Below are 18,169 nucleotides of genomic sequence, written 5' to 3'. Positions count from 1 at the left end.
TGTGGTCAGACGGTCGGGGTGGGTCCAATCACCTCGGCCGTCGTCTTTTTTGCCTCAGATCCCGATGCCGGATTTCCGACATCGGCCACCCTGAGGCGCGGCGGTCATTCCTTCGGCTCGGGCGCCTTGTCGATCTTCTGACGCACCCATGGTGCACCGCCGAGCCGCTGCAGCTTCTCTTTCTGCATGTCCGACAGCTTCACCGTGACTGACTGGGTAGCCGGCGCGCCCGCTACCTTTGGCTTGCGGCCAGCACCAGGTCGGGCGCCGCCAAGGGTCTTTTTCTCTTGCATAAAGAAATAGTACCCCAATTCATCTGAATTGGGGTACTTTTTTGCGGGCGCGTGACCGATGTCCTTGCCGCAGGGGTGGCTACCCGGCTAATGCGGCTAACTTGGCTACCGTGGCTAAGCGAGGCCGCGAACAAAGCGAACTAGCGAACAATGAGCACTGGCGCGGCCTGCAGCCTGATTCCTAAGTTCGCGAACTATGCGAAGTAGCGAACAAACGCGTTGCTGCACAGGGACCGCGTTTTCACAAAGCCCCAGGTAGGACAACGCTCACAGAACCGCACAGGGCGCCTATAGTCCGCCCCATGCTTACACCGGGCACCCGAGCTTGTCTGGAGGAATGTCGCGCTGTCGTGGCAAGTGCCGACGTGAACGACGAGCTACGGCAGCTGGGCAGCGATCTGATCTGCCATCTGCTAGCCATGCATGCAGACGGGCGGCTCAATCCCCAGATCCTCCTACTTGCGCTGCAGAGCCTGGAACTGGTGCCCGGCCTAGAGGATGCAGTGAGCAAGCTGCGCGCGACGGCTGCCCGCGAGCAGGCACAGGCTAGCGAATGAAGCCGAGGCGGCACCTGAAGCGGCATTTTGCAGAGCGCGATTTCGCGTTCTGCTGGCAGATCAAGGGCTTGTGAGCGTGAGACGGTTGTAACCGACCTGGGGCCGCCAAGTCGGTATGTCCAGCCGTGGACTGTTAGAGCGTCATGGCGTGAAGCTTGGCGAAGTAGCCGTTGACTATCTGCTGAACCTTGTTGCTTGTGTCGTTGATTGCCCTCTCAAACTCTTGAACGCGCGAATAAAACTGTTCAGCGTCAGAGGTTGCTGCACTGAAGATGGCCTGCATGCACTTAGAGGAAAGCTCCTCGAGAGCACGTACTTCGCCTTCGGACACAAATGGGGTGATAAGGCTGATCGCCTCACTCAACTCGCGCTGTCCCTCACGCATGTTCCGCATCTTGGATGCATCGGCCGGCACCTTCCTCAGCGCAGACACAACAATGACGGAGGTCACATTGCTTGGATGCCTCGAAACGATTTGATGCAGCTTGTCCAGGGCCGCAAAGCGCTTCTGCGCAACTAGCAGTGCCAACGATTTTTTTACTTCCTGTCCTGCCTTCACTGACTCAACTTGAGCGATCAGCGAGGTCCGATAGGCTTCCAGTTCGCGTTCATATTGGGCGCGCCGCTGAGCCAGCTCGTGCTGGTGGTCAGCTTTGACTTGCTCAAGATCCCGATTCAGCCAGTGCGCGAGTTGAGCTCTGCCCATGTAGCCAGCAATGCCGACCAATGCCGCCGCCATGGCACCGCTGCCCAGCATGCTCCAGATCCATTCCCATGCCATCGTTGTTCCTCCTAGGCGGCGAGGATATCCTTCCGGAATGAGCGAACAGCCGCAAGCGCAATTGAAGTTCCGAAACCGACGTGCGTGGATCGGCCTGCCACTGACGGGCCTGTACCTGTTCGGTCTTGCAGCCCACGTGTACATGAGCGGTAGCAACCCACTCAAGCTTGATCTCAACGAGTTGGGCGACTTCCTTGCGGGCGTGTTCGGACCGCTCGCGTTCCTATGGCTTGTGCTGGGCTACTTTCAGCAGGGCGAGGAGCTAAAGCACAGCACGGATGCGCTTGCCCTGCAGGCTCAAGAGTTGGCAGCCTCTGTGAAAGCACAGCAGCAGTTGGTTGAAGTGGAGCTCAAGCGGATCGAGGTGGAGAGTTCGCGGCACGCAGCGGAGCGGAAGCGCCAGAGCGATGCAATTCAGCCAAGGCTCACCATACATGGCGCCTACGAAGGGGACCATGAGAACGTGGTCACATGGTGTTTGACAGTCCACAACGCTGGTCGGCACTGCACCCAGTTTCAGATGGCCAATTTGGGCGGAGAAGGGTCGAGCTCGAAAACTTTGCTGCTACCGCTGCTCCGTCATGACGAAACCCACGACCTTGCAATCGATACCGACAAAACAGTCGGTGTCAGAGCATTTGTGGTGAGCTACACAGACGAAGACGGCGTCGAACAAGCGCAAAGTTTCATGGCGCGTGAGGCGTCTGATGAGGACGAGCATCTATATCTTGTCTTCGATCCGTTGAGCAACGTGTTCAAGCCCGATCCCCGCCCAGCGATGTAGCTCGGAAAGTTGCTCAGCATTTACTTCGCCTCCAGCTTCTCGATGCGCTCGCTGAGCTGCACGATGTGCCGCACCAGGATGCCCAGGCCAACCCCGACGATTGTGGAGGGCATCGGCACGCTGGGGCAAGATCTTGCCGTTGGCATCCGCCTGGACCTGGTCAAGTAGACCCAATGCGGGCAGGCTAAGCCATGGCTAGAAAACCGCATCACCCAACAGAACGGCTGTCCCGAGCGCTCATGAGCATTGAGCACGCCGCTCGGTTGCTCGAATCAGCCGCGGACGAGCTGCGAAGCTGTGGCCCGGCCTTCGCCGGAGCCACTTCGAGTGCCCCTGTCGTAAGCGCCAGGTTTGTGACTATCGAACTGGCGTCTACTCTCACCGGCTTCACCCGAAAAGCCATTGAGTCGAAGATCTATCGCGGCGACTGGCTAGAGGGCCGTCTTTGGGTGAGGCGTGACGGTCGCATCCTGATCGACATGCGGGGATATGAGGCTTGGGCATCGAACAGCGGCTAGACGATTTTTTCGACACCCCACGGGAGATGCGAGTACATAACAAACCCCGTGATTTCGCCCGGCTATGCCTGCTCGCGCGCGTCCTTGCGCCGGCGCACCCAGATCAGCCCGGCCAAGCCGGCGCCGATCAGCGCGACGGGGGATGGCTCCGGAATCATCTGGTAGGTGAAGTCCACCGTGACCGCCTGAAAAGCGCGGGCGGAACTAGACATGTAAATCTGAAAGTCAGTGCCGAGCCCCGACAAATCAAACCACTGAGTGAGCTGGTCGCCAGCGACTTCGAACCTGCTTGTGCCCGAGCCCGTGACCCACGCGACGACGCCGCAGTCATTCCCAGCGTCAAGAGAACTTATAGCGAAGCCGGCGCTGGACGTGCTGTAGCGCGAATAGCCGTATTCACCGCCGCCATAGCAGCCGTACTTTCCGTCTACCCACCACTCCGCCCCCGTCTTGCCGATGCCAGTGCCCGGGCCTTCGAAGTAGGGGCCGTTGTTGAGCGTCCCAGTGTCGACTTCGATGTACGCCCAAAACGGCACCAAGCGGTCGTCGGAGTCGTACGTCGTCCCCTTGAAAGTCCAGCCGACTGTGGCCGCGTTCGCACCGAGCGCTGCGCCTGCGAGCACAAACGCCACTACTGATTTATTCATCTCGTCTCCTGCTACCGGCATCACAGCCTGCCGGGGTGGCCCGCAAAGTGTGTTGTTGATGTAAGGCGCGGCCACCGCATCCTTCCACCAAGTTGCGTAAGTTTTTCTGGCAACACAGGCTGGAGTCGCTGCGGCAACTGCTCAGCCAGCAACGAACAGCGCGGCCCCGCGACTCATTAATTTTGCGGACGCGCTCCCCGTCCGTGCGGCTTATGCTCGTGCAACGAAATATTACGTTTGCAACATGGCACTCCTGACCTTCGTGATTCCGATCCGTCACCCGGCCAATGCCTTGGACTGGGGCGCATTGACGCGGCGGTTGATGGCCACCATCGCGTCCATCAGTGCCCAAACGTGCGCGGATTGGAGCTGCGTGATCGTCGCCAACCGAGGTGCCAACCTGCCGTCACTGCCGGGTGGCTTCACGGTCGAGTGGGTGGACTTCGCGCCAAACCCAGTCCACGAGAAACGCGAAGGCGTGTCGCAAGAGGAGTTCTTCGACGCCGTGCGGCTGGACAAAGGTCGCCGGGTGATGGCCGGCATGCTGCGCGCGCGTGACAGCCGCTACCTGATGGTGGTGGACGACGACGACCTGATCAGCCGGCGCTTAGTAGCGCACGTGAAGGAGAACGAGGGTGGAAACGGGTGGTTGGTGTACAACGGGTTCATGTGGGGCGAAGGCTCACGTATGTTGATGCACATGCCGCACTTCAACAGGACTTGCGGGTCGAGTCTCGTCATCAGAACGGACCTCTACAAATTGCCCGCCTCGCTTGCGGTTGCAGACGCCGAGCACATCAAATCGATGTTCGGCAGCCACTACAGGACGCACGAGACGCTTGAGAAGGCCGGCACACCGCTGGCCCCGTTGCCGTTCGATGGAGCCATCTATCGAGTCGGCCAGCGCGGGTCGCACAGCAAGCTGCCATCCGTGCTGTCCGGCTGGATCTTCAACCTGCAAGCGATCCAGCAGCCTCGACTGTTCTTTTGGCGGTTGAAGCACCTGCGCTGGCTGAGCAGCGACCTGCAGCGGGAGTTTTTCGGACAGGCCTAGCTGGCCTCGCGGGCTCGGCGGCTGAGACCGCTACAGTGCGCGCCAGAGGAAACATGGACGAAGCAACAGGGCAGACCCTTGCGCAAGTTGCGAAGGCACTACAACCGCAGGCTGATGAGTACTGCCTGCTGTGGATCAACTGGTGGGCTACGTGTCTCACCAAGAGCGAGTGGGCAAGCTGGGTGCAGGCAATAGGTTCGGTTGCCGCAATCTACTTTGCGGGACTATTCGCGCGTAGGCAGTGGCGCCAGCTTGTCCAGCGCGAAGATGCGCGCGACAAGGCTCAGGAATGGCAGCGGATGACCGTGCTCATCGAGCTTGCTGACTACGCCGTCGCCTTACTGGAGCTCGTTCCTGACCCTGCGAATGAGCAGATCGGCAAGCAGGAAATGCTGGACTATTTCAAGCAGTACAGACATTGGGCGTTCGAAGAGACAGCCGATTCGCTCAAGAGGTTCGGACCGGAGCATGTACCTGACGGCAGAGCGCTCATCCACACGTTGGAGATTGTTCGCTGCTTAGGGGACATGAAACACCCACTTGAAACAGTACATTCGTTCGCGAACGGCTCTGAGCCCCGGAAGCAGGCGATATGGCGCAACGATGACCTGCTACACAAGGTGGCAGGGGTACAGACTCGAGCAAAGGCAGCAAGCGCTGCGCTGCACGAGATTCGATCCACGTACGCGAGGGTCCACCTCGACCGCAACGATGTGACCTAGCGCAAGGTTTCCAGCTGCTCGACCCTCTCCTGCAGCGCCAGCAGGTGCCGCATCAGCACTCCCAGCCCAGCACCAACCATCTCGGCCGGCATGGGCGGCAAACCGGGATCTCCAGGCGCCACCATCAGCATGGCCAAGTGCATCTCTTCGGACAGTTCCTGCGCGACGGTCATGGACTGGTCCGGCTGCATTAGCGACGCCCCACCGAACGGGCGAACGAACCGCCTCGGTTAGCCTGGCCCTGTACCGCCGCAAGTGCTTCTCGAACGATCTCCGGCTTCATCGCTCGAATGCGCTGCTCGACACCAGCATCAGCGCCGCGTGCGTCGATGTGCTGCGTCAGATACACGTTTGTCCCGCCACCACCCTCCATCGCTACAGGGATGCGTCGGCCGTCAGGAAGCGGTACGAAGGCCTCGGCCTGCCGACCTTCTCCGAACAGGGCAAGCTGCGGTGAACTGGCGACGCCGCCACTGGCGTACTTGCTGAGCGGCAGCGCTCCAGCGGAACTCATGACACCGCCCTTGGCGAACGAGAACAAGGAGTCGTAGCTGCCGGCGCTCCACCCAGACGAGGACGAGGAAGCCGAAGCGCCCGCGCCCGGAATCAGCGCCGACAGCAGGCCGGATATTCCCTTGCGGGCCTGCATCCGGGCGAAGCCAGCCAGAACCGAGTTCACCAGGTCCTTCATCGACAGCTTGCCGGTCGTGGCGAAGCGCACCCACGCATCCTCTGCGGCTGACAGGCCGTTGCTCCACATGCTGGCGGTCTGCGATGCGGCGTTGCGGCTCATCTCCATGTAGTCGGCGATGGCTTCGGACTGGCCCTTGCCGGTGGTGGCCTCCAGGCCCTGGCGCTGCGCATAGTGCTTGCGGAAGCTCTCGATGGACATGGCCTGGAATGTCTCGATGATCCCGAAGCGTTCCTCGTACTGCTTCCTGGCCTCGGCGGTGAAGCGACCCTCCATCTCCAGGATGGCGCGGCTGTTCTGCAGGTCGCGCTTTTGGCTGGAGTAGCGGTCCTCGATCTGCGACACACCCGAATCGAAGTTGCGCCGTGCCTGGCCTTGGCCGTAGCCTGCGAGCTCGCGCTGTTGCTGGCGCTCTGTCGTATCGTAGTAGTCCTGGGCTGCCTGCTTGGCCGAAAGGATGGACGCCGCGTACTGGTTGAGGGCCTTGGTGGCTTCCGTGTCGAGCACCTTCTGCCCGGTAGCAGCGTCGGCCATCAGTCGGGCGATGCGCTGGCCGTTCTCCAATACCTGGCGGTCGCGGTTCAAGCCGTCGGCGGTGTTGAGCTTCTGCTGCGCCAGGCGCTCGTTCTCTGCATTGAGCGCATCGACCTGGGCCGCGGTCGTCTCGGCCAGCAGCTTCTTCTTCTGGTCGTAGTAGGCCGACTCACTGACCAGACCGGCCGAGCGCTGCGCTTCAAGCACGCGCTCGGTGTTGGAGTAGGTGCTGGTCAGCTCGGCGGCGCGGGCCTTGAGGTCGGCGATGTCGAGATTCGCTCGGGCTGACGCATCAGCCCGGGTGGTGTCGCGGGGTTGCGGGCCCTTCTTGGCGTACTCGGCACGGATGGCGGCAACACGGTCCGCGATCTCCTTCGGGCTGGCATTGGCGGCCAGGCCTGTCGTCCGTGCGCGCTCGATCTCCTTGGTCATCTTGACCTGGTCGGAAAGGTACTTGGCAGAGTCCTTGTCGAACTCGCGGCGCGCCTTGGTTTGGGCGGTGCGTTCACCGTCCGCCTTGGCAAGCGCAGCCGACGACGTGACGGTGGCCGACAGGGTCGCCTCCAGCGCCTTGGCGGCAGCAAGCTGGCCAGTCAAATCGCCCGTTGCCGAGTTGCGCGAAAGGCGGCTTGCGACCTGGCCTTCGAGGTAAGCGATGTTCTTCCGGGTGGCCGACAGCTCAACTTCGGGCAGCTTGGCGCGGCCGATGTTCTTGAGGGCGTCGATGGTGTCGCCGATGGCGTCCTTGATCCCGTTCCATGCGGTCTCGATGCTGCCCAGGTTAGCGGTGATCTTGCCGGTGCGGTCCTCGATGGTGTCGGCGAAGACGGTCTGTGCGAGGTTGGCCGCCTTCATGGCCTGGCCCTGGCCTTCCAGCGCCTTGATCTGCTGGAGAACTGTCCCGGTCAGGTAGTTCATCGACGAGTTCAGCTTCTCGCTGGCCGCGACCGGGTCTTTGCCCAGCTCGGAGAACTGCTTGACCGTCTCCGCCACAGACTGGCCGGTGGCCTTCTCCAGCTTCAGGGCCAGTGTGGCGAAGCGCTCCAGGTTCTTTGCCTGCACGTCGCCCGCTGCTGCGAAGGCTGTCAACGCATCGGCAGCGCTCGCCTGCGTGCCAATGACAGCGTCGATGTTCTTGGCCATCTGCTGCAGCTGGCCAGCCGTGGTGCCGCTGGCGTTGCCGGTCAGAACGAGGGCCTTGTAGTACCCGTCTGCCTCCTTGCTGCCCAGGCTGTAGGCGTAGGCCAGCGCACCGGCCGCACCCGCTGCCAAGGTGAAGGGGTTGACCAGGCCAAGGACGTAGCCGCCCAGCGCTTTGGCCGCGGGACCGATGCCGCCGAAGGTGTCCTTGAGCTGGCCGCCCTGCTGCAGCAGAACCGTCAAGGGCGCCTGGCCGCCTTGCAGGCTCGTGATGATGTCGGTGAACTGGGCCGGCACCTGGCGCATGGCCGCGGCGGTGGCCCGAGCGGACATGCCCACGTTGTTCAATGCCGGCGCCGTGGCTGCGAGCGCAGCTTCTGCGACTTTCTGCTTTGCCGTCACCGCGTCCAGTTGTGCGAGGTACGGCTTCAGCACATCGACATTGACACCGCGCTGTGCTGCCAGCGTCTCGAAGTACTTGGAGCCCGAGCGGCCGCCGGCTTCCATCGCCGCGGTGGTGCGCTGGATCGAGCCGATCAGGTTCTTGGTCGCCGAGTCCACACGGGCAGCAGCGCGGTCGCCACCTTTGCCCACGCCGTCCAGGCCGTCAGCCGCCCGCTTGCCCTCGCTGGCCGCAGCGGCGCCGAGCGTGGCCAGGGACTTCTTGGCCTTGTTGACGCCGGCTTCAACGCCAGAGGCGTCGGCGCTGATTTCGAGTTGGGCTTTGAGATCGCCTGCCATGTCGTTCCTTTCAGGTGGGAATCAGCAGCAAATCAAAGGCCGGAGAGCCAGCGTTCATGCGGGTTTGCAGGCGGTTTTGATTCGTTGATTAAATTCAAAGGGGGATTTTTTTTGCGCGTGCGGTACAGGGCGGTCTAGGAACCTCGCCCCTGCCGAAGTCGAGACGGCCCCCCCTGGGGTGGGTAGTCCGTGCTGGCCCCTGGATCGACCGGCCAGCCGTCCGTGCCGATGCCCTGATGGGTGGGGCTGCCTCGCTCCTCGCGTGCCTTGGTGACGTCATGGCATGGCTTGCACAAGGACTGCCACCGGCTTTCGTCCCAGAAGATCTCAGGGTTCCCGCGGTGCGGCACGATGTGATCGACCACCGTTGCGAGTTCCACGCGGCCCGCTCGTTCGCAGTACACGCACAGCGGGTTGTTCCGAAGGAAGCGGGCGCGGGCCTTCTGCCAGCGATACCCATAACCGCGCTCCGTGGTCGTCATGCCCGACGTGCGCCAGGTCTGTCCCATGGTGCGCACGGCAGGGCCGACGGTGCGCAGCGTTGGCTTCAGGGTCTTGAGCTTCATTGCGCCTGGTACTCGCCGACTTCACCGCAGCCGCAGCCAATGGCCTGCTCGCCGCAGCATGCGCACCGCTCAATGCAGCAGGTGACGACGTGCAGCTGGCCGCGCTCAACACCGCAGTCCCTGCACTTGCGGCCGGACCCGTTGAACTCGTCGCCGTAGGGCACACGCGCATAGCGCTTGCCTGCGATGGTCTCGTGCGTGTGTTCCTGGGCCTCGGCGATGCGCTTGGCCCATTGGCCTGCGGTGGGCTTGGTCATGGTGCTTTCAGGTTTTTTCTGGACGTTTTGGAAAGGACGACGGACCTTGCGGTCTAGGAATGGACACCCTGGGCTTGGGCACTCCCCCCCAAGCCGCAGAGGTCGTCTTTCCAATTGGAGACGTGCGCAGAACAGGAACTGGGCGGTCAAGGTTTGCATGCCTGGCGGCTCCGAGCCCACCCCCCGAACGTCAGCCATCGCTGTGGCATCCTTGAATCGCACGGCGGACCTCAAGCAGCGCGATGACGCCAGCACTGACGGCATCTGCCACATCGCCAGCCTGCGTGTGCTCCAGGGCTGGCACGCTCAGATGTTCAAGGTGGCCGGTGCTAAATTCCATTGCGACGCCGACATCGCAGCCTAGGTCTGGATCACGGTAGCCGTCCGCTTCGATCAGAACCGCGCTGAGGGGCAGGCTGGCGACGACGCGCTCGATGCACTGCTGCAGATTCATCGCCCGTCCTTTCCGCGCTTGACTGCCAGCGTCCAGGCTGGGCCGTCACCCGGGCGGCTGGCGGTCTTGTAGTTCGCATGCCAGAGACTGCCGTCGGACGTGACGAACATGCCTCGTTCATAGACCTTGTCGGTCTCGTGCGGGCCGTCGTACTTGAACGGCACCTGCTCCAGCAACTCGATGCGCTTGAGCAAGGGGGCAACGGCGTCGCGGATCTGCTCGCCCACGGCAGTGCCGAAGGCCACGGGGTCGAACTGCGCGGCGGGCATCAGTACGCCACCCCGGTCAGCGAGGCAGCCGCGCCCGCGCGCAGTAGTTGCCAATTGACGCTCACCAAGCCCATCAGCGCGACCGAGTCGGTCTGAAACACGGACACCCGTGCCGGTGCGCCGGTGTCCGGTGTGTTGCTCATCAAGATCGTGGCTTCTCGGGAGACGCGCAGCTCTGCTGAGTCGGCGCCTGCGAGCTGGACAGCGGCCCCATCGACCAGTGCAATCACGGTGCCGGGTACTGCGGACGACAGCAAAACCGGCATCCCGAACAACAGTCCAGTACCAGCCTCAATGTCAATCCGGACGTTTACATCGTTCGGCAGCAGCAGGGCTATGCGCAGCGCCACACGGGGGGTCATCATGAACACGCCGGTCCCGAGGTCGCCGGTGTAGATCGCAATCAGCGCCTTGATGTCGGCGCGGACGGCGGCAGCGTCAGTGCCGGATGCTGCGACGGTCGGCTGGCCATTCGTGATTGCCGCCGGTCGCTCGTCGGAGACTGCTGCGCTCGTCGGGTCAACGAAGCTCGAGTCCATCATCGCGACCGAAGCAGCAGCCAGATCGCGCAGAACAATGGCTTCGCCGTCAGAGCTGCGCGCCAGCTCTTCGCTTACAACCGAAACTGCTGCGACCTTCCGCATCGGCAACGACTGCAATTGGCTGAAGGTGGACATTTGCACCGGGACGTTTCTTGTCTCGGCGACCCAAAAGCCAGTGGCGCCGGCGATCTGGACTATCGACCGCGTGCGGAATGGCACCCTACGGATGTGTTGCAAGCGCCCAATCAGCGTGCGCGGCCGGACCAAGGCCATGTAGTCCTGGCCAATACTGGAAACAAGCTCGGGCGCAGTGGCGGTGGTGACGCCGCCGACCGCAGCCTTGAGGACTTCGCGCTCCTCCCACGGCAAGCTGTCGACAAACGCTGCCGCGCTGAGCCGGTCGCGGGTGGCGGCGAGGGACTTGAGGTATCGGCCTGCAAGTCGGCCGGGTGGGACTAGAGACATGTGCTTCCTTCGTGCGTGCAATACCACGATAGGAAGCCGCATCTCTTTGCCTATGACGTGCAAGACCTCTTCCTGGCGCGACTCAGCGCGTCCTGCGACGTCGGCGCATTCAAGGCCTTGAGGCGGCCCACGATGTCGGCTACGTGGTCCGGTGCGGGACATTGACCGCGCAGCATCTCCAGCGCCTTGGCGTCGCCACCAACCTGCACCGACAGCCGCAGCAACAGGTTGTCTACCTCGTCGCGCCGCACACGTTCCTGCGGTGTGGCCCGTGAACCGCGCGGCGCACGCACTCCGAGCACCGCATCGAGTTCGCCGCCAGACGCGAGCCAGGTCTGCAGGCGCTCGCCGACCCATCGAGCTTCTCGATTGCCGTCAGCTAGCAGTCGGCCGGCCTGCCGTCGCAGGAGGTCGATGCGCTCGGCTCGCGATAGCTGGCCCGGGTCGGCCAGCACATCGCCAAAGGCATTGAAGCCTGGGCGTAGTCCCGAGTAGGGATGCCTGTTCATGGCTCATGCCCCGCGTCCGGGATGGGCTTGGCGCAGATGGGCCAGCAGGTCCGAACGAAGGTGCGGCGGCGTGTCGGCGATGTCGCGCTTCCAGTCGTCGCGGGCTGCGTGACTATCGCCGTGGTGGTCGCTGCTGCGCATGGCGGCGGCCAGGAGCCCCGCGGTCATGTCCTCGACCTCGCGCAGGTAAGCCAGTAGCGCCGGCTTATTCTCGACCAGGAGGGCGCGCATTGCGGGTTTGAGCCGCTCGGCCGGCGTCAGCACGAGATCGTGGCCGTCCGCGTGGATCGTCATGCCGGCGTCGAACACCTGGCGGCAGATGTCGGCGGGGGTCATAGCCGTGCTCCCTCAACCGATGCCGGCTCCGAAGATGCCCCGAAGGTGCCCAAGATGCCCACGTTTGAAAGTTGGGCACCTTGGGCATCTTCGAGGGCATCTTCGGTCTGGCCTATGGCTTCGAGCCATTCCGGCTTCGGCTTGAACCCGTCCGGCAGCGACCAGTACCAGCCCGCGCCCATCCCGCTTTTCTGCGGCTTGACGAACATCTTCTCGCGGGCGGTGCGGATCTGCTTCTTGGTGTAGCCCTGGCCGACCAGCGACGACTCCACGGCCTTGCTGGACACCGGACCGTCCTTCAGCTCAGCCCACATGAGCATTGCCAGCTCGCTCTTTTCGGCCGGCGTCTCGCCCTCGTCCTCGTCGGGATCGGTCAGCAGTTCGCGCGCTGTGCCATCGACCGACCGACCCCAGGCGATGCGCGATGCAGGAATTCCGGGCAGCGGCTCGCACTGCTCAAGCTGGTACTCGAAGCCGCCATCGTCCGGGCCAATGTTCGACTTGGCACGGGCCAGGATGCGCACGTCTTGGCCTTCCTCCTCGGCCTTGACCTTGGCTGCGACCATCACCACGCGGGCCACGGCGGTGAAGGCTACGGAGCCGACAACGCGCTGTGACGGGTCACCGCCTTGGCCGCCTTTGGAAAAGTGCGTGATGCCCAGCACCGCGCAGTTGCAGGCGTCTGCCAGGTCCACCAGCGGCTGCAGTGCGCGGCGTACTTCTCCGTTCTTGTGGCTGTCGCCTGTCACGGCCGACACCACCGGGTCCACGACCAGCAGGGAGACACCGCCGATCTGCTCGATTGCCTGCCGCAAGCGCGCCAAGTCGCGGGCGGGGTCGAAGGGTACAACCTCGCCATCAACGCGCGAGCCCTGCACGAAGTAGCAGCGGTCCCGGTCTGCGCCGGCCGCCAGCAGGCGCGGCAGCAGCGTGTCGGCCGGGTCATCCTCGCCCGACCAGAACAGGATGTTGGCCGCGTCGCAGCGCGTGCCGTCTGGCCATCTGCCGCCAATGGTCACGGTCGCGGCCATCGCAATGGCCAAGGTGGTTTTGCCTTGACCTGGCGCGCCGGCCAGGATGTGAAGCTTCTTCAGGGCAAGCCAGAATTTCCACAGCCAGGCCACCGGGACCGGGTTGAGGTCGGTGCCGCGCGCGAGGATCACGGCGTCGCCGAGCATGTGGGCCATGCCCCGGTCGAGCCCACGCGGGTTGGCCTCGTAGTCGTCATCCAGCGGGGGCATCACCGGTTTGCGCTCGACCGGACGGGCCGCGATGTCTGCATCCAAGGGTCCAGCCAGTGCGTTAATTTCGGCCGGCGTCATGCGAAGGCCTCCACCAGACGCGTGATGCGGTTCGATGCCGTCATCAGCCTGGCCAGGTCGGTATCAGCCAGCGCGACGCCGCGGGCGACGTTGCCGGCCGCGATGGCGACGAGGTTGCCTTCGGCGGCCAGCACCTGCAGCGCAGCGCGCGGACTCAGCGGCGACGGCTTGTGCTGCTGGGCCGGCTTGCCGTCATCGATCCATGCGCCCAAGGCTTTGGCGGCGTCGATGAACTCCAGGCCGTGGGCCTCGATGTGGTACGCCAGCACGTCGCCGCCCTTGGCGTTGCAGGCCATGCAGCACCAGCCGCCGGTCTTGGTGTTGATGCGCATGGAGTCGCTGCCGTCGTGGAAGCGGCATGCGGTGGTGCGCCAGGCGCCGCGGCCGGTCAGCTTCAAGCCCTCGGACTCGAAGTAGCTGATCGGGTCGGGCAGGCGTTCGCGGTCGAAGCTCATTGCGCACCGCCGATCTGGATCTGCGCGAGGAAGGCGCGCGCCTCATCAAGGTTGCCCAGCTCGCGGACCAATCCCCATCTGGTGGAGAAATAGCGCACCTGGCCGTCCTCGGCATTGGTGCGGTGCAGTTGGTGGCCGGCCCTTGCGAACTGGGCCTGCAGGTTGGCAAAGGACTTGTCGCCGGTGCCGGCGCCGCCCATAATCGCCTTCTCCTGCTCTCTCGTAGGTGCATTCGCCGGGCTCCACCCCGGCGTTTGCTTTTGTGCGGCCATCACTGCACCGCCTCCATCGCGCGAGCCGCAGCGGTGCTTGTTGCCGCTCCGGCTTTCAGCCAGTGGTCGAGGTCTTCCTTGAAGTACCAGACGCGACCACGCTTAATGAATCTGGGCCCAACCCCCTTGACCGCCCACTGCGCCAGCGTCTTGGGTGCGTTGCCCAGGTACTTGCTTGCGTTCTTCCGATCCATCCGGCCATCTGGAAGCACCAAGACCTCTGGTGTCGTTGCCATAACAGTCCTTTCGTGTGTTCAAAGTCAGCACAATTGCGGCCTTTCGGCAACTATAGCGGAAAACATGTGTTGAAAGTCAACTCATGAGCGCGGTAAGATGCGGTCGAGCACATTCGAGAACCATTGACCTACGGAGTAACCCAGAACATGACGAAAGCAGAAGCGCGCAAAGGCGGCGGGGCAAAGACGTCTCGGTCCGAAACCGTCACCGTCCGCCTTGATCCACGGCTTCGTTACCTTGCCGAAGTCGCTGCGGCAGTCCAGCGGCGCACGCTATCCAGCTACATCGAGTCGGCAGTCGAAGCGAGCTTGAGTTCCGTCTACTTGGACCATGAACACGACGTGACGGTGGCGTCGTCTGCCAAACTGTTGTGGTTTATCAACGAGCCGGCGCGACTGGCGCGCCTCAATAAGCTCTACCCGCATTTGCTTGACGTCGCGCAGCAGCGTCTAGTGCGCGCCGCGAAGGAGGCGTCGATCCTGATCGGAGCAGCCTTGCGCCGGCCTGGAGCTAGCGAAGAGGACCACGCCGAAGAGGAAGCAGAGGCACTTCGTCCGTACTGGGACTATCTCAAGCTGGCATCTGAGGATGACACGCCAATGGCAGAGATTCTCTCCACCGTAGCGGCTATGAAGAAGGAGTTCGAAACTGGGGGGGCTGTCACTCTAGAACGCATCGAAAAGCGAATGGCCGAGCTAGACGCCAAGCACAAGAAGGACATGGCGTGGCTGGAGGCGAAGAAGCAGGAAGTTCAAGCCGGCGCTGGGGCCTAACGTGGCGAAGTCGTTCGTGAAGTTGGATCGTCGCGAGCTGCGGAAGCTCAAGCCGGGCCAGAAGGTCATGGAGCACGGCATCAGCTTTCAGCGGCTCGAAAACGGCGACGGCGTCTACACCGTCAATGTCATGGTGGACGGCCAGCGCATTCACCGGGTGGTCGGTCGGGAGTCCGAAGGTGTCACCCGCAGCCAAGCAGAGGAGTTCATTGAGAAGGCTAGGACGGACGCCCGCCATGACCGTCTGGCGCTGCCCAAGGGTCGCAAGGTAGTGCTGTCCTTCAACGATGCAGCGGTCAAGTACATCGCCCGCCTGAAGGAGTCAGGCGGCAAGAACATCGATACCAAAGAGCAGCACCTACAGCAGCACCTGGTCCCCTTCTTCAGCGGCAAGCCCTTGGGCAAAATCGTCGCATTCGACATCGAGCGGTACAAGAAGCACCGCCTGGCCCAGGTGGTGCAGGCTGGGGGAGACTGGCGCAGCGGCAAGCGTGTGGCGAGGGAAACAGGCCGCACAACTTCGCCTGGCACGGTCAATCGAGAGATTGCCACCCTGTCGCACTTGTTCAACCAAGCTGTCGAGTGGGAGTGGATCGTTGCCAGGCCACGGATGCGCAGGATGGCGGAAGGCACCGGCCGCATCGTCTATCTGACCGCCGAGCAGGTACAGCGCTTTCTGGCTGCCTGCATGGCATCGGACAACGGCCAGCTGTACCCGTTCGCCCTGATCGCGCTGGAGACGTCTATGCGCAAGTCCGAGGTGCTGTCGGTGCGCAAGGAAAACATCCGCCTTGACCGCAGGATGATCTACCTGCCCAAAGCGAAGGCCGGGGCGCGTGAGCAGCCCATCACTGACCGACTGGCCGGCTTCTTGGAGCAGTACATGCGCGACTCTGTGCCGGCCAAATCGCCATGGCTCTTCCCGTCCGACCTTTCCAAGTCGGGCCACACCGTTGCGCTAGAGAAGCCATTCCGTACGGCAGCAACAGCTGCCGGCTTAGATCCGGCCCAGGTTGTGCGGCACACACTGAGGCACACCGCGGTAAGCCATCTCGTGCAGTCCGGCGTGGACCTGCCGACCGTGAAGCGAATCAGCGGTCACAAGACACTGCAGATGGTGGAACGCTACGCCCATCAGGATGGTGAACACATCCAGGCAGCAATGGATAAGCTGCAGGCCAGACTGACGCACAAGGCTTGACGCGATTACACGTGAACTACACAAAGCGAAGACGGAAAAAGAAAAAGCGCCTAGGTCTTTCGACCTAAGCGCTTGATTTCATTGCTTAATTTTGGTGGGCCCTGAGTGACTCGAACACTCGACCTACGGATTAAGAGTCTGGAATTCATGGGTTTTCATGGGACGGCGTGAGACCTCCTGAAATCAAACTTTCCTTATTTAAATCAACGGCTTATAGTCTCTCCGTCAGTCCACCTCGTCTCACCGAAAGTCGTGCAATCCGCCGATTTTTCGGACACCAGTCGGACACGGAGAACCAACATGCCGCTGCTAACCGTTCGTGCAATCGAGGCACTGAAGCCTCAAGCCAAGCCATTCAAGGTGCTGTTGGATCGAGGCCTACATTTGCGTGTAGCGATCGACGGCGTACGGACCTTGCTGGTCCGATACACAGTGAAGGGTTCAACCGATGAGCGCCAATATCGGTTGCCCCAACCTTATGGCGACGGCCCTGGCCAGATCCGTCTCGCTGCGGCGTGCGCCGAAGCTCTGAGAATTCGATCCCTGGCTCGCGATGGAGTCGATTGGCCAGCGCAGGAAGAGGCGCGGCTGAAGGCAGAGGCCGCCCTGCGCGCAAAAGCCGAGCGGGAGGTCGGCCTTACCGTAAAGGACGCTGTGCGCGAGTACGTCGACAAGAAGCGACGCGCCAAGGACGGCCTTGCGTTGAAGGCCCGGACGAAAGCTGACTACTTGGCCATGGTCGAGCCAGGCGGCAAGTCCAGCAAAGGCCGGAAGTTCAACGACGGCCTTCTTTTTCCGGTTGCCCACAAACTGCTTTCCAGTCTCACACCCGAGGACATCCGCGGTGTCTACCAGCTGCAGTTGAAGCGTTCGGAGCGCGAAGCGACGTATGCCATGCAGGTCCTGAGAGCGGTGCTGCGATGGCACGGCGTACTGATCCCGAATAGCCCGCTGAGCATCGAGACTGCAGGTCGTGATCGGATCATCCTGGCGCCCCCGCGGGGCAAGCCAGCCCCCCTCCCCGCCGAGAAGCTCGGGGCATGGTGGCTGGCGGCGTGCGCCTTCGACCGAGTTGCTGCCGACTACTATCGGTTCCAGCTTCTCACTGGTTGCCGTGGAGTCGAAATTCACGGTGACAAGCGATATGAGTACCAGCCCATCAAGGTCGGCGACCTGAACGTAGGGGCCGCGAGCATCACCCTGGTTGACACGAAGAACCGGACCGACCACAAGCTCCTGCTGTCTCGACAGGCGCTTGAGATTGCCAAGCGCTGCGCCAATGGTCGCAAGCCAGACGAGCCCCTGTTCGAGGTTGTTGATGCCCGCAAGACACTGGCACGCATCAACGCGGCGGCAGGCACTGAGGTTCAAGGACATGGGCTGCGCTCGACCTTCGCGAGCATCGCGGAGGAAATCGTGTCCGGAGGCGTTCTCAAGCGTGTGCTGAACCACACCGTGAGCAACGACGTCACTCTCGGCCACTACGTGGGCAAGGGCGAGGCACAGCTACGCGCGGGTTGGCAGGTTGTCTCGGACTACATCGAAGCGGCGGCGCAAGCCGAGCTTGCGGCGAGAACGGATGCATCCGCTCTTGTCACGACCGCTTGAGCGGCTGAAGATCGGCCGCTGGAGGCGAGGCGAGACGCCGGCAGATCAGGTTAAAGATCAACGGCAGGTCCGAACAGGACAGCCGAGCCGCGCGCTTCTGCGTCAACTAGCGACCAAACGAATCTCAGATCTGGGGCGAAAAACACTAGCCGGCAAGGGCACCTGCTTCGTCATCACCGAGCCGCATCACCACAGGGCGCTGTGTGCGCTCCCGAAGCAATGCCAAAGCTCGCCTCGCAACTGCCAGTCCTGCGCCATCGGAAGGAAGTCCGGCGAAGTTCAGTGGCTCGGTATCTCCGACCAATTGCCAGAGCAGCCGCTGGTATGCCCCCGCGACCGCGCACTCCGCGAAGCGCGTGGGATCGACCCCACTGGGGACGGACCGACCGCCCACGCTCATCAGTGGAGGCAGCCTGGCTAGGCTGTATTCCTTAAGCGGGC

The 18,169-nt window shown here is 62.7% G+C and carries 24 protein-coding genes; 8 read left to right on the top strand and 16 right to left on the bottom strand.

From position 1 onward, the window contains the following. Window positions 1-104 precede the first annotated feature (104 nt). Complete coding sequence (locus DES41_RS38155) at window positions 105-311, bottom strand: hypothetical protein (protein ID WP_147283036.1); 207 nt, start codon at window positions 309-311, stop codon at window positions 105-107. Window positions 312-643: 332 nt separating this feature from the next. Here DES41_RS38155 and DES41_RS33575 point away from each other — a divergent pair, with 332 nt between their 5' ends. Further along, entirely contained in the window at window positions 644-850 is a 207-nt protein-coding gene (locus tag DES41_RS33575) for a hypothetical protein (protein ID WP_147283035.1), read from the top strand. Between the two features lie 133 nt (window positions 851-983). Here DES41_RS33575 and DES41_RS33570 read toward each other — a convergent pair whose 3' ends face one another. Continuing rightward, window positions 984-1,631, bottom strand: coding sequence for a hypothetical protein (locus DES41_RS33570; RefSeq protein WP_114471975.1), 648 nt, complete (start codon window positions 1,629-1,631; stop codon window positions 984-986). Window positions 1,632-1,668: 37 nt separating this feature from the next. Between DES41_RS33570 and DES41_RS33565 the strand changes: the two genes are divergently transcribed. Further along, window positions 1,669-2,415, top strand: coding sequence for a hypothetical protein (locus DES41_RS33565; protein ID WP_114471974.1), 747 nt, complete (start codon window positions 1,669-1,671; stop codon window positions 2,413-2,415). A gap of 580 nt (window positions 2,416-2,995) precedes the next feature. On the opposite strand, the gene DES41_RS33555 is transcribed toward DES41_RS33565, so the two are convergent. Beyond that, window positions 2,996-3,580, bottom strand: a complete 585-nt coding sequence (locus DES41_RS33555; protein WP_170168371.1) for a PEP-CTERM sorting domain-containing protein — start codon at window positions 3,578-3,580, stop codon at window positions 2,996-2,998. A 244-nt stretch (window positions 3,581-3,824) separates the two neighbouring features. On the opposite strand from DES41_RS33555, the gene DES41_RS33550 reads away from it, so the two are divergent. Further along, window positions 3,825-4,634 carry a galactosyl transferase gene (locus DES41_RS33550; RefSeq protein WP_114471972.1) on the top strand — a complete coding sequence of 270 codons (810 nt, stop codon included), beginning with the start codon at window positions 3,825-3,827 and terminating at the stop codon, window positions 4,632-4,634. A gap of 53 nt (window positions 4,635-4,687) precedes the next feature. After that, window positions 4,688-5,356, top strand: a complete 669-nt coding sequence (locus DES41_RS33545) for a hypothetical protein (RefSeq protein WP_114471971.1) — start codon at window positions 4,688-4,690, stop codon at window positions 5,354-5,356. On the opposite strand, the gene DES41_RS38615 is transcribed toward DES41_RS33545, so the two are convergent. Both DES41_RS38615 and DES41_RS33535 read right to left on the bottom strand, forming a co-directional pair. Beyond that, window positions 5,353-5,529 (bottom strand): hypothetical protein, encoded by a 177-nt coding sequence (locus tag DES41_RS38615; protein ID WP_170168370.1) that lies wholly within the window; start codon window positions 5,527-5,529, stop codon window positions 5,353-5,355. The genes DES41_RS33545 and DES41_RS38615 overlap by 4 nt on opposite strands. Before the next feature lie 17 nt (window positions 5,530-5,546). Next, the gene (locus DES41_RS33535; protein ID WP_245966006.1) at window positions 5,547-8,027 is read right to left on the bottom strand and encodes a phage tail length tape measure family protein; all 2,481 of its coding nucleotides are present in this window, start codon (window positions 8,025-8,027) and stop codon (window positions 5,547-5,549) included. Here DES41_RS33535 and DES41_RS39440 point away from each other — a divergent pair. After that, complete coding sequence (locus DES41_RS39440) at window positions 7,980-8,600, top strand: hypothetical protein (RefSeq protein WP_245966007.1); 621 nt, start codon at window positions 7,980-7,982, stop codon at window positions 8,598-8,600. The genes DES41_RS33535 and DES41_RS39440 overlap by 48 nt on opposite strands. Here DES41_RS39440 and DES41_RS33530 read toward each other — a convergent pair. The 11 genes from DES41_RS33530 to DES41_RS33485 form a co-directional block, all read right to left on the bottom strand. Next, window positions 8,597-9,028, bottom strand: coding sequence for an HNH endonuclease (locus DES41_RS33530; RefSeq protein WP_114471968.1), 432 nt, complete (start codon window positions 9,026-9,028; stop codon window positions 8,597-8,599). The two genes, DES41_RS39440 and DES41_RS33530, sit on opposite strands and share 4 nt — an antisense overlap. Further along, window positions 9,025-9,285: a hypothetical protein gene (locus DES41_RS33525; protein WP_114471967.1), complete on the bottom strand. Its 261-nt coding sequence runs from the start codon at window positions 9,283-9,285 to the stop codon at window positions 9,025-9,027. The genes DES41_RS33530 and DES41_RS33525 overlap by 4 nt, the downstream gene beginning before the upstream one ends. 190 nt (window positions 9,286-9,475) lie before the next feature. After that, window positions 9,476-9,739 carry a hypothetical protein gene (locus DES41_RS33520; protein ID WP_114471966.1) on the bottom strand — a complete coding sequence of 88 codons (264 nt, stop codon included), beginning with the start codon at window positions 9,737-9,739 and terminating at the stop codon, window positions 9,476-9,478. After that, complete coding sequence (locus tag DES41_RS38935) at window positions 9,736-10,008, bottom strand: carbohydrate-binding family V/XII protein (protein WP_211333137.1); 273 nt, start codon at window positions 10,006-10,008, stop codon at window positions 9,736-9,738. The genes DES41_RS33520 and DES41_RS38935 overlap by 4 nt, the downstream gene beginning before the upstream one ends. Next, entirely contained in the window at window positions 10,008-11,015 is a 1,008-nt protein-coding gene (locus DES41_RS33510; protein ID WP_170168369.1) for a phage major capsid protein, read from the bottom strand. The genes DES41_RS38935 and DES41_RS33510 overlap by 1 nt, the downstream gene beginning before the upstream one ends. A 50-nt stretch (window positions 11,016-11,065) precedes the next feature. Continuing rightward, complete coding sequence (locus DES41_RS38610; RefSeq protein WP_170168368.1) at window positions 11,066-11,524, bottom strand: hypothetical protein; 459 nt, start codon at window positions 11,522-11,524, stop codon at window positions 11,066-11,068. Window positions 11,525-11,527: 3 nt separating this feature from the next. Then, entirely contained in the window at window positions 11,528-11,860 is a 333-nt protein-coding gene (locus DES41_RS33505) for a hypothetical protein (RefSeq protein ID WP_114471964.1), read from the bottom strand. Beyond that, on the bottom strand, window positions 11,857-13,182 hold the full coding sequence (locus DES41_RS33500; protein WP_245965996.1) for an AAA family ATPase: 1,326 nt from the start codon (window positions 13,180-13,182) through the stop codon (window positions 11,857-11,859). Before DES41_RS33500 ends, DES41_RS33505 begins: the two co-directional genes overlap by 4 nt. Continuing rightward, on the bottom strand, window positions 13,179-13,637 hold the full coding sequence (locus tag DES41_RS33495; protein ID WP_114471963.1) for a CHC2 zinc finger domain-containing protein: 459 nt from the start codon (window positions 13,635-13,637) through the stop codon (window positions 13,179-13,181). The genes DES41_RS33500 and DES41_RS33495 overlap by 4 nt, the downstream gene beginning before the upstream one ends. Then, complete coding sequence (locus DES41_RS33490) at window positions 13,634-13,909, bottom strand: hypothetical protein (RefSeq protein ID WP_147283033.1); 276 nt, start codon at window positions 13,907-13,909, stop codon at window positions 13,634-13,636. Before DES41_RS33490 ends, DES41_RS33495 begins: the two co-directional genes overlap by 4 nt. Then, a complete protein-coding gene (locus tag DES41_RS33485; RefSeq protein ID WP_211333136.1) occupies window positions 13,909-14,145 on the bottom strand; it encodes a MerR family transcriptional regulator in 237 nt (78 codons plus the stop codon). Before DES41_RS33485 ends, DES41_RS33490 begins: the two co-directional genes overlap by 1 nt. A 147-nt stretch (window positions 14,146-14,292) precedes the next feature. On the opposite strand from DES41_RS33485, the gene DES41_RS33480 reads away from it, so the two are divergent. The 3 genes from DES41_RS33480 to DES41_RS33470 all read left to right on the top strand — a co-directional run bounded on the left by DES41_RS33480 (window position 14,293) and on the right by DES41_RS33470 (window position 17,728). Next, on the top strand, window positions 14,293-14,919 hold the full coding sequence (locus DES41_RS33480; RefSeq protein ID WP_147283032.1) for a hypothetical protein: 627 nt from the start codon (window positions 14,293-14,295) through the stop codon (window positions 14,917-14,919). 1 nt (window position 14,920) lies between these two features. Next, window positions 14,921-16,120, top strand: a complete 1,200-nt coding sequence (locus DES41_RS33475) for a tyrosine-type recombinase/integrase (RefSeq protein WP_114471960.1) — start codon at window positions 14,921-14,923, stop codon at window positions 16,118-16,120. A gap of 300 nt (window positions 16,121-16,420) precedes the next feature. Beyond that, window positions 16,421-17,728 carry a tyrosine-type recombinase/integrase gene (locus DES41_RS33470; protein ID WP_114471959.1) on the top strand — a complete coding sequence of 436 codons (1,308 nt, stop codon included), beginning with the start codon at window positions 16,421-16,423 and terminating at the stop codon, window positions 17,726-17,728. The last annotated feature ends 441 nt before the right edge of the window (window positions 17,729-18,169 follow it).

Origin of the sequence: Pseudorhodoferax soli (genome assembly GCF_003337555.1) — a bacterium.
Classification (GTDB): Bacteria; Pseudomonadota; Gammaproteobacteria; order Burkholderiales; family Burkholderiaceae_C; genus Pseudorhodoferax; species Pseudorhodoferax soli.
The sequence above is the reverse complement of the archived record's forward strand: the minus strand, read 5'-3'. Positions and strand labels throughout refer to the sequence as shown.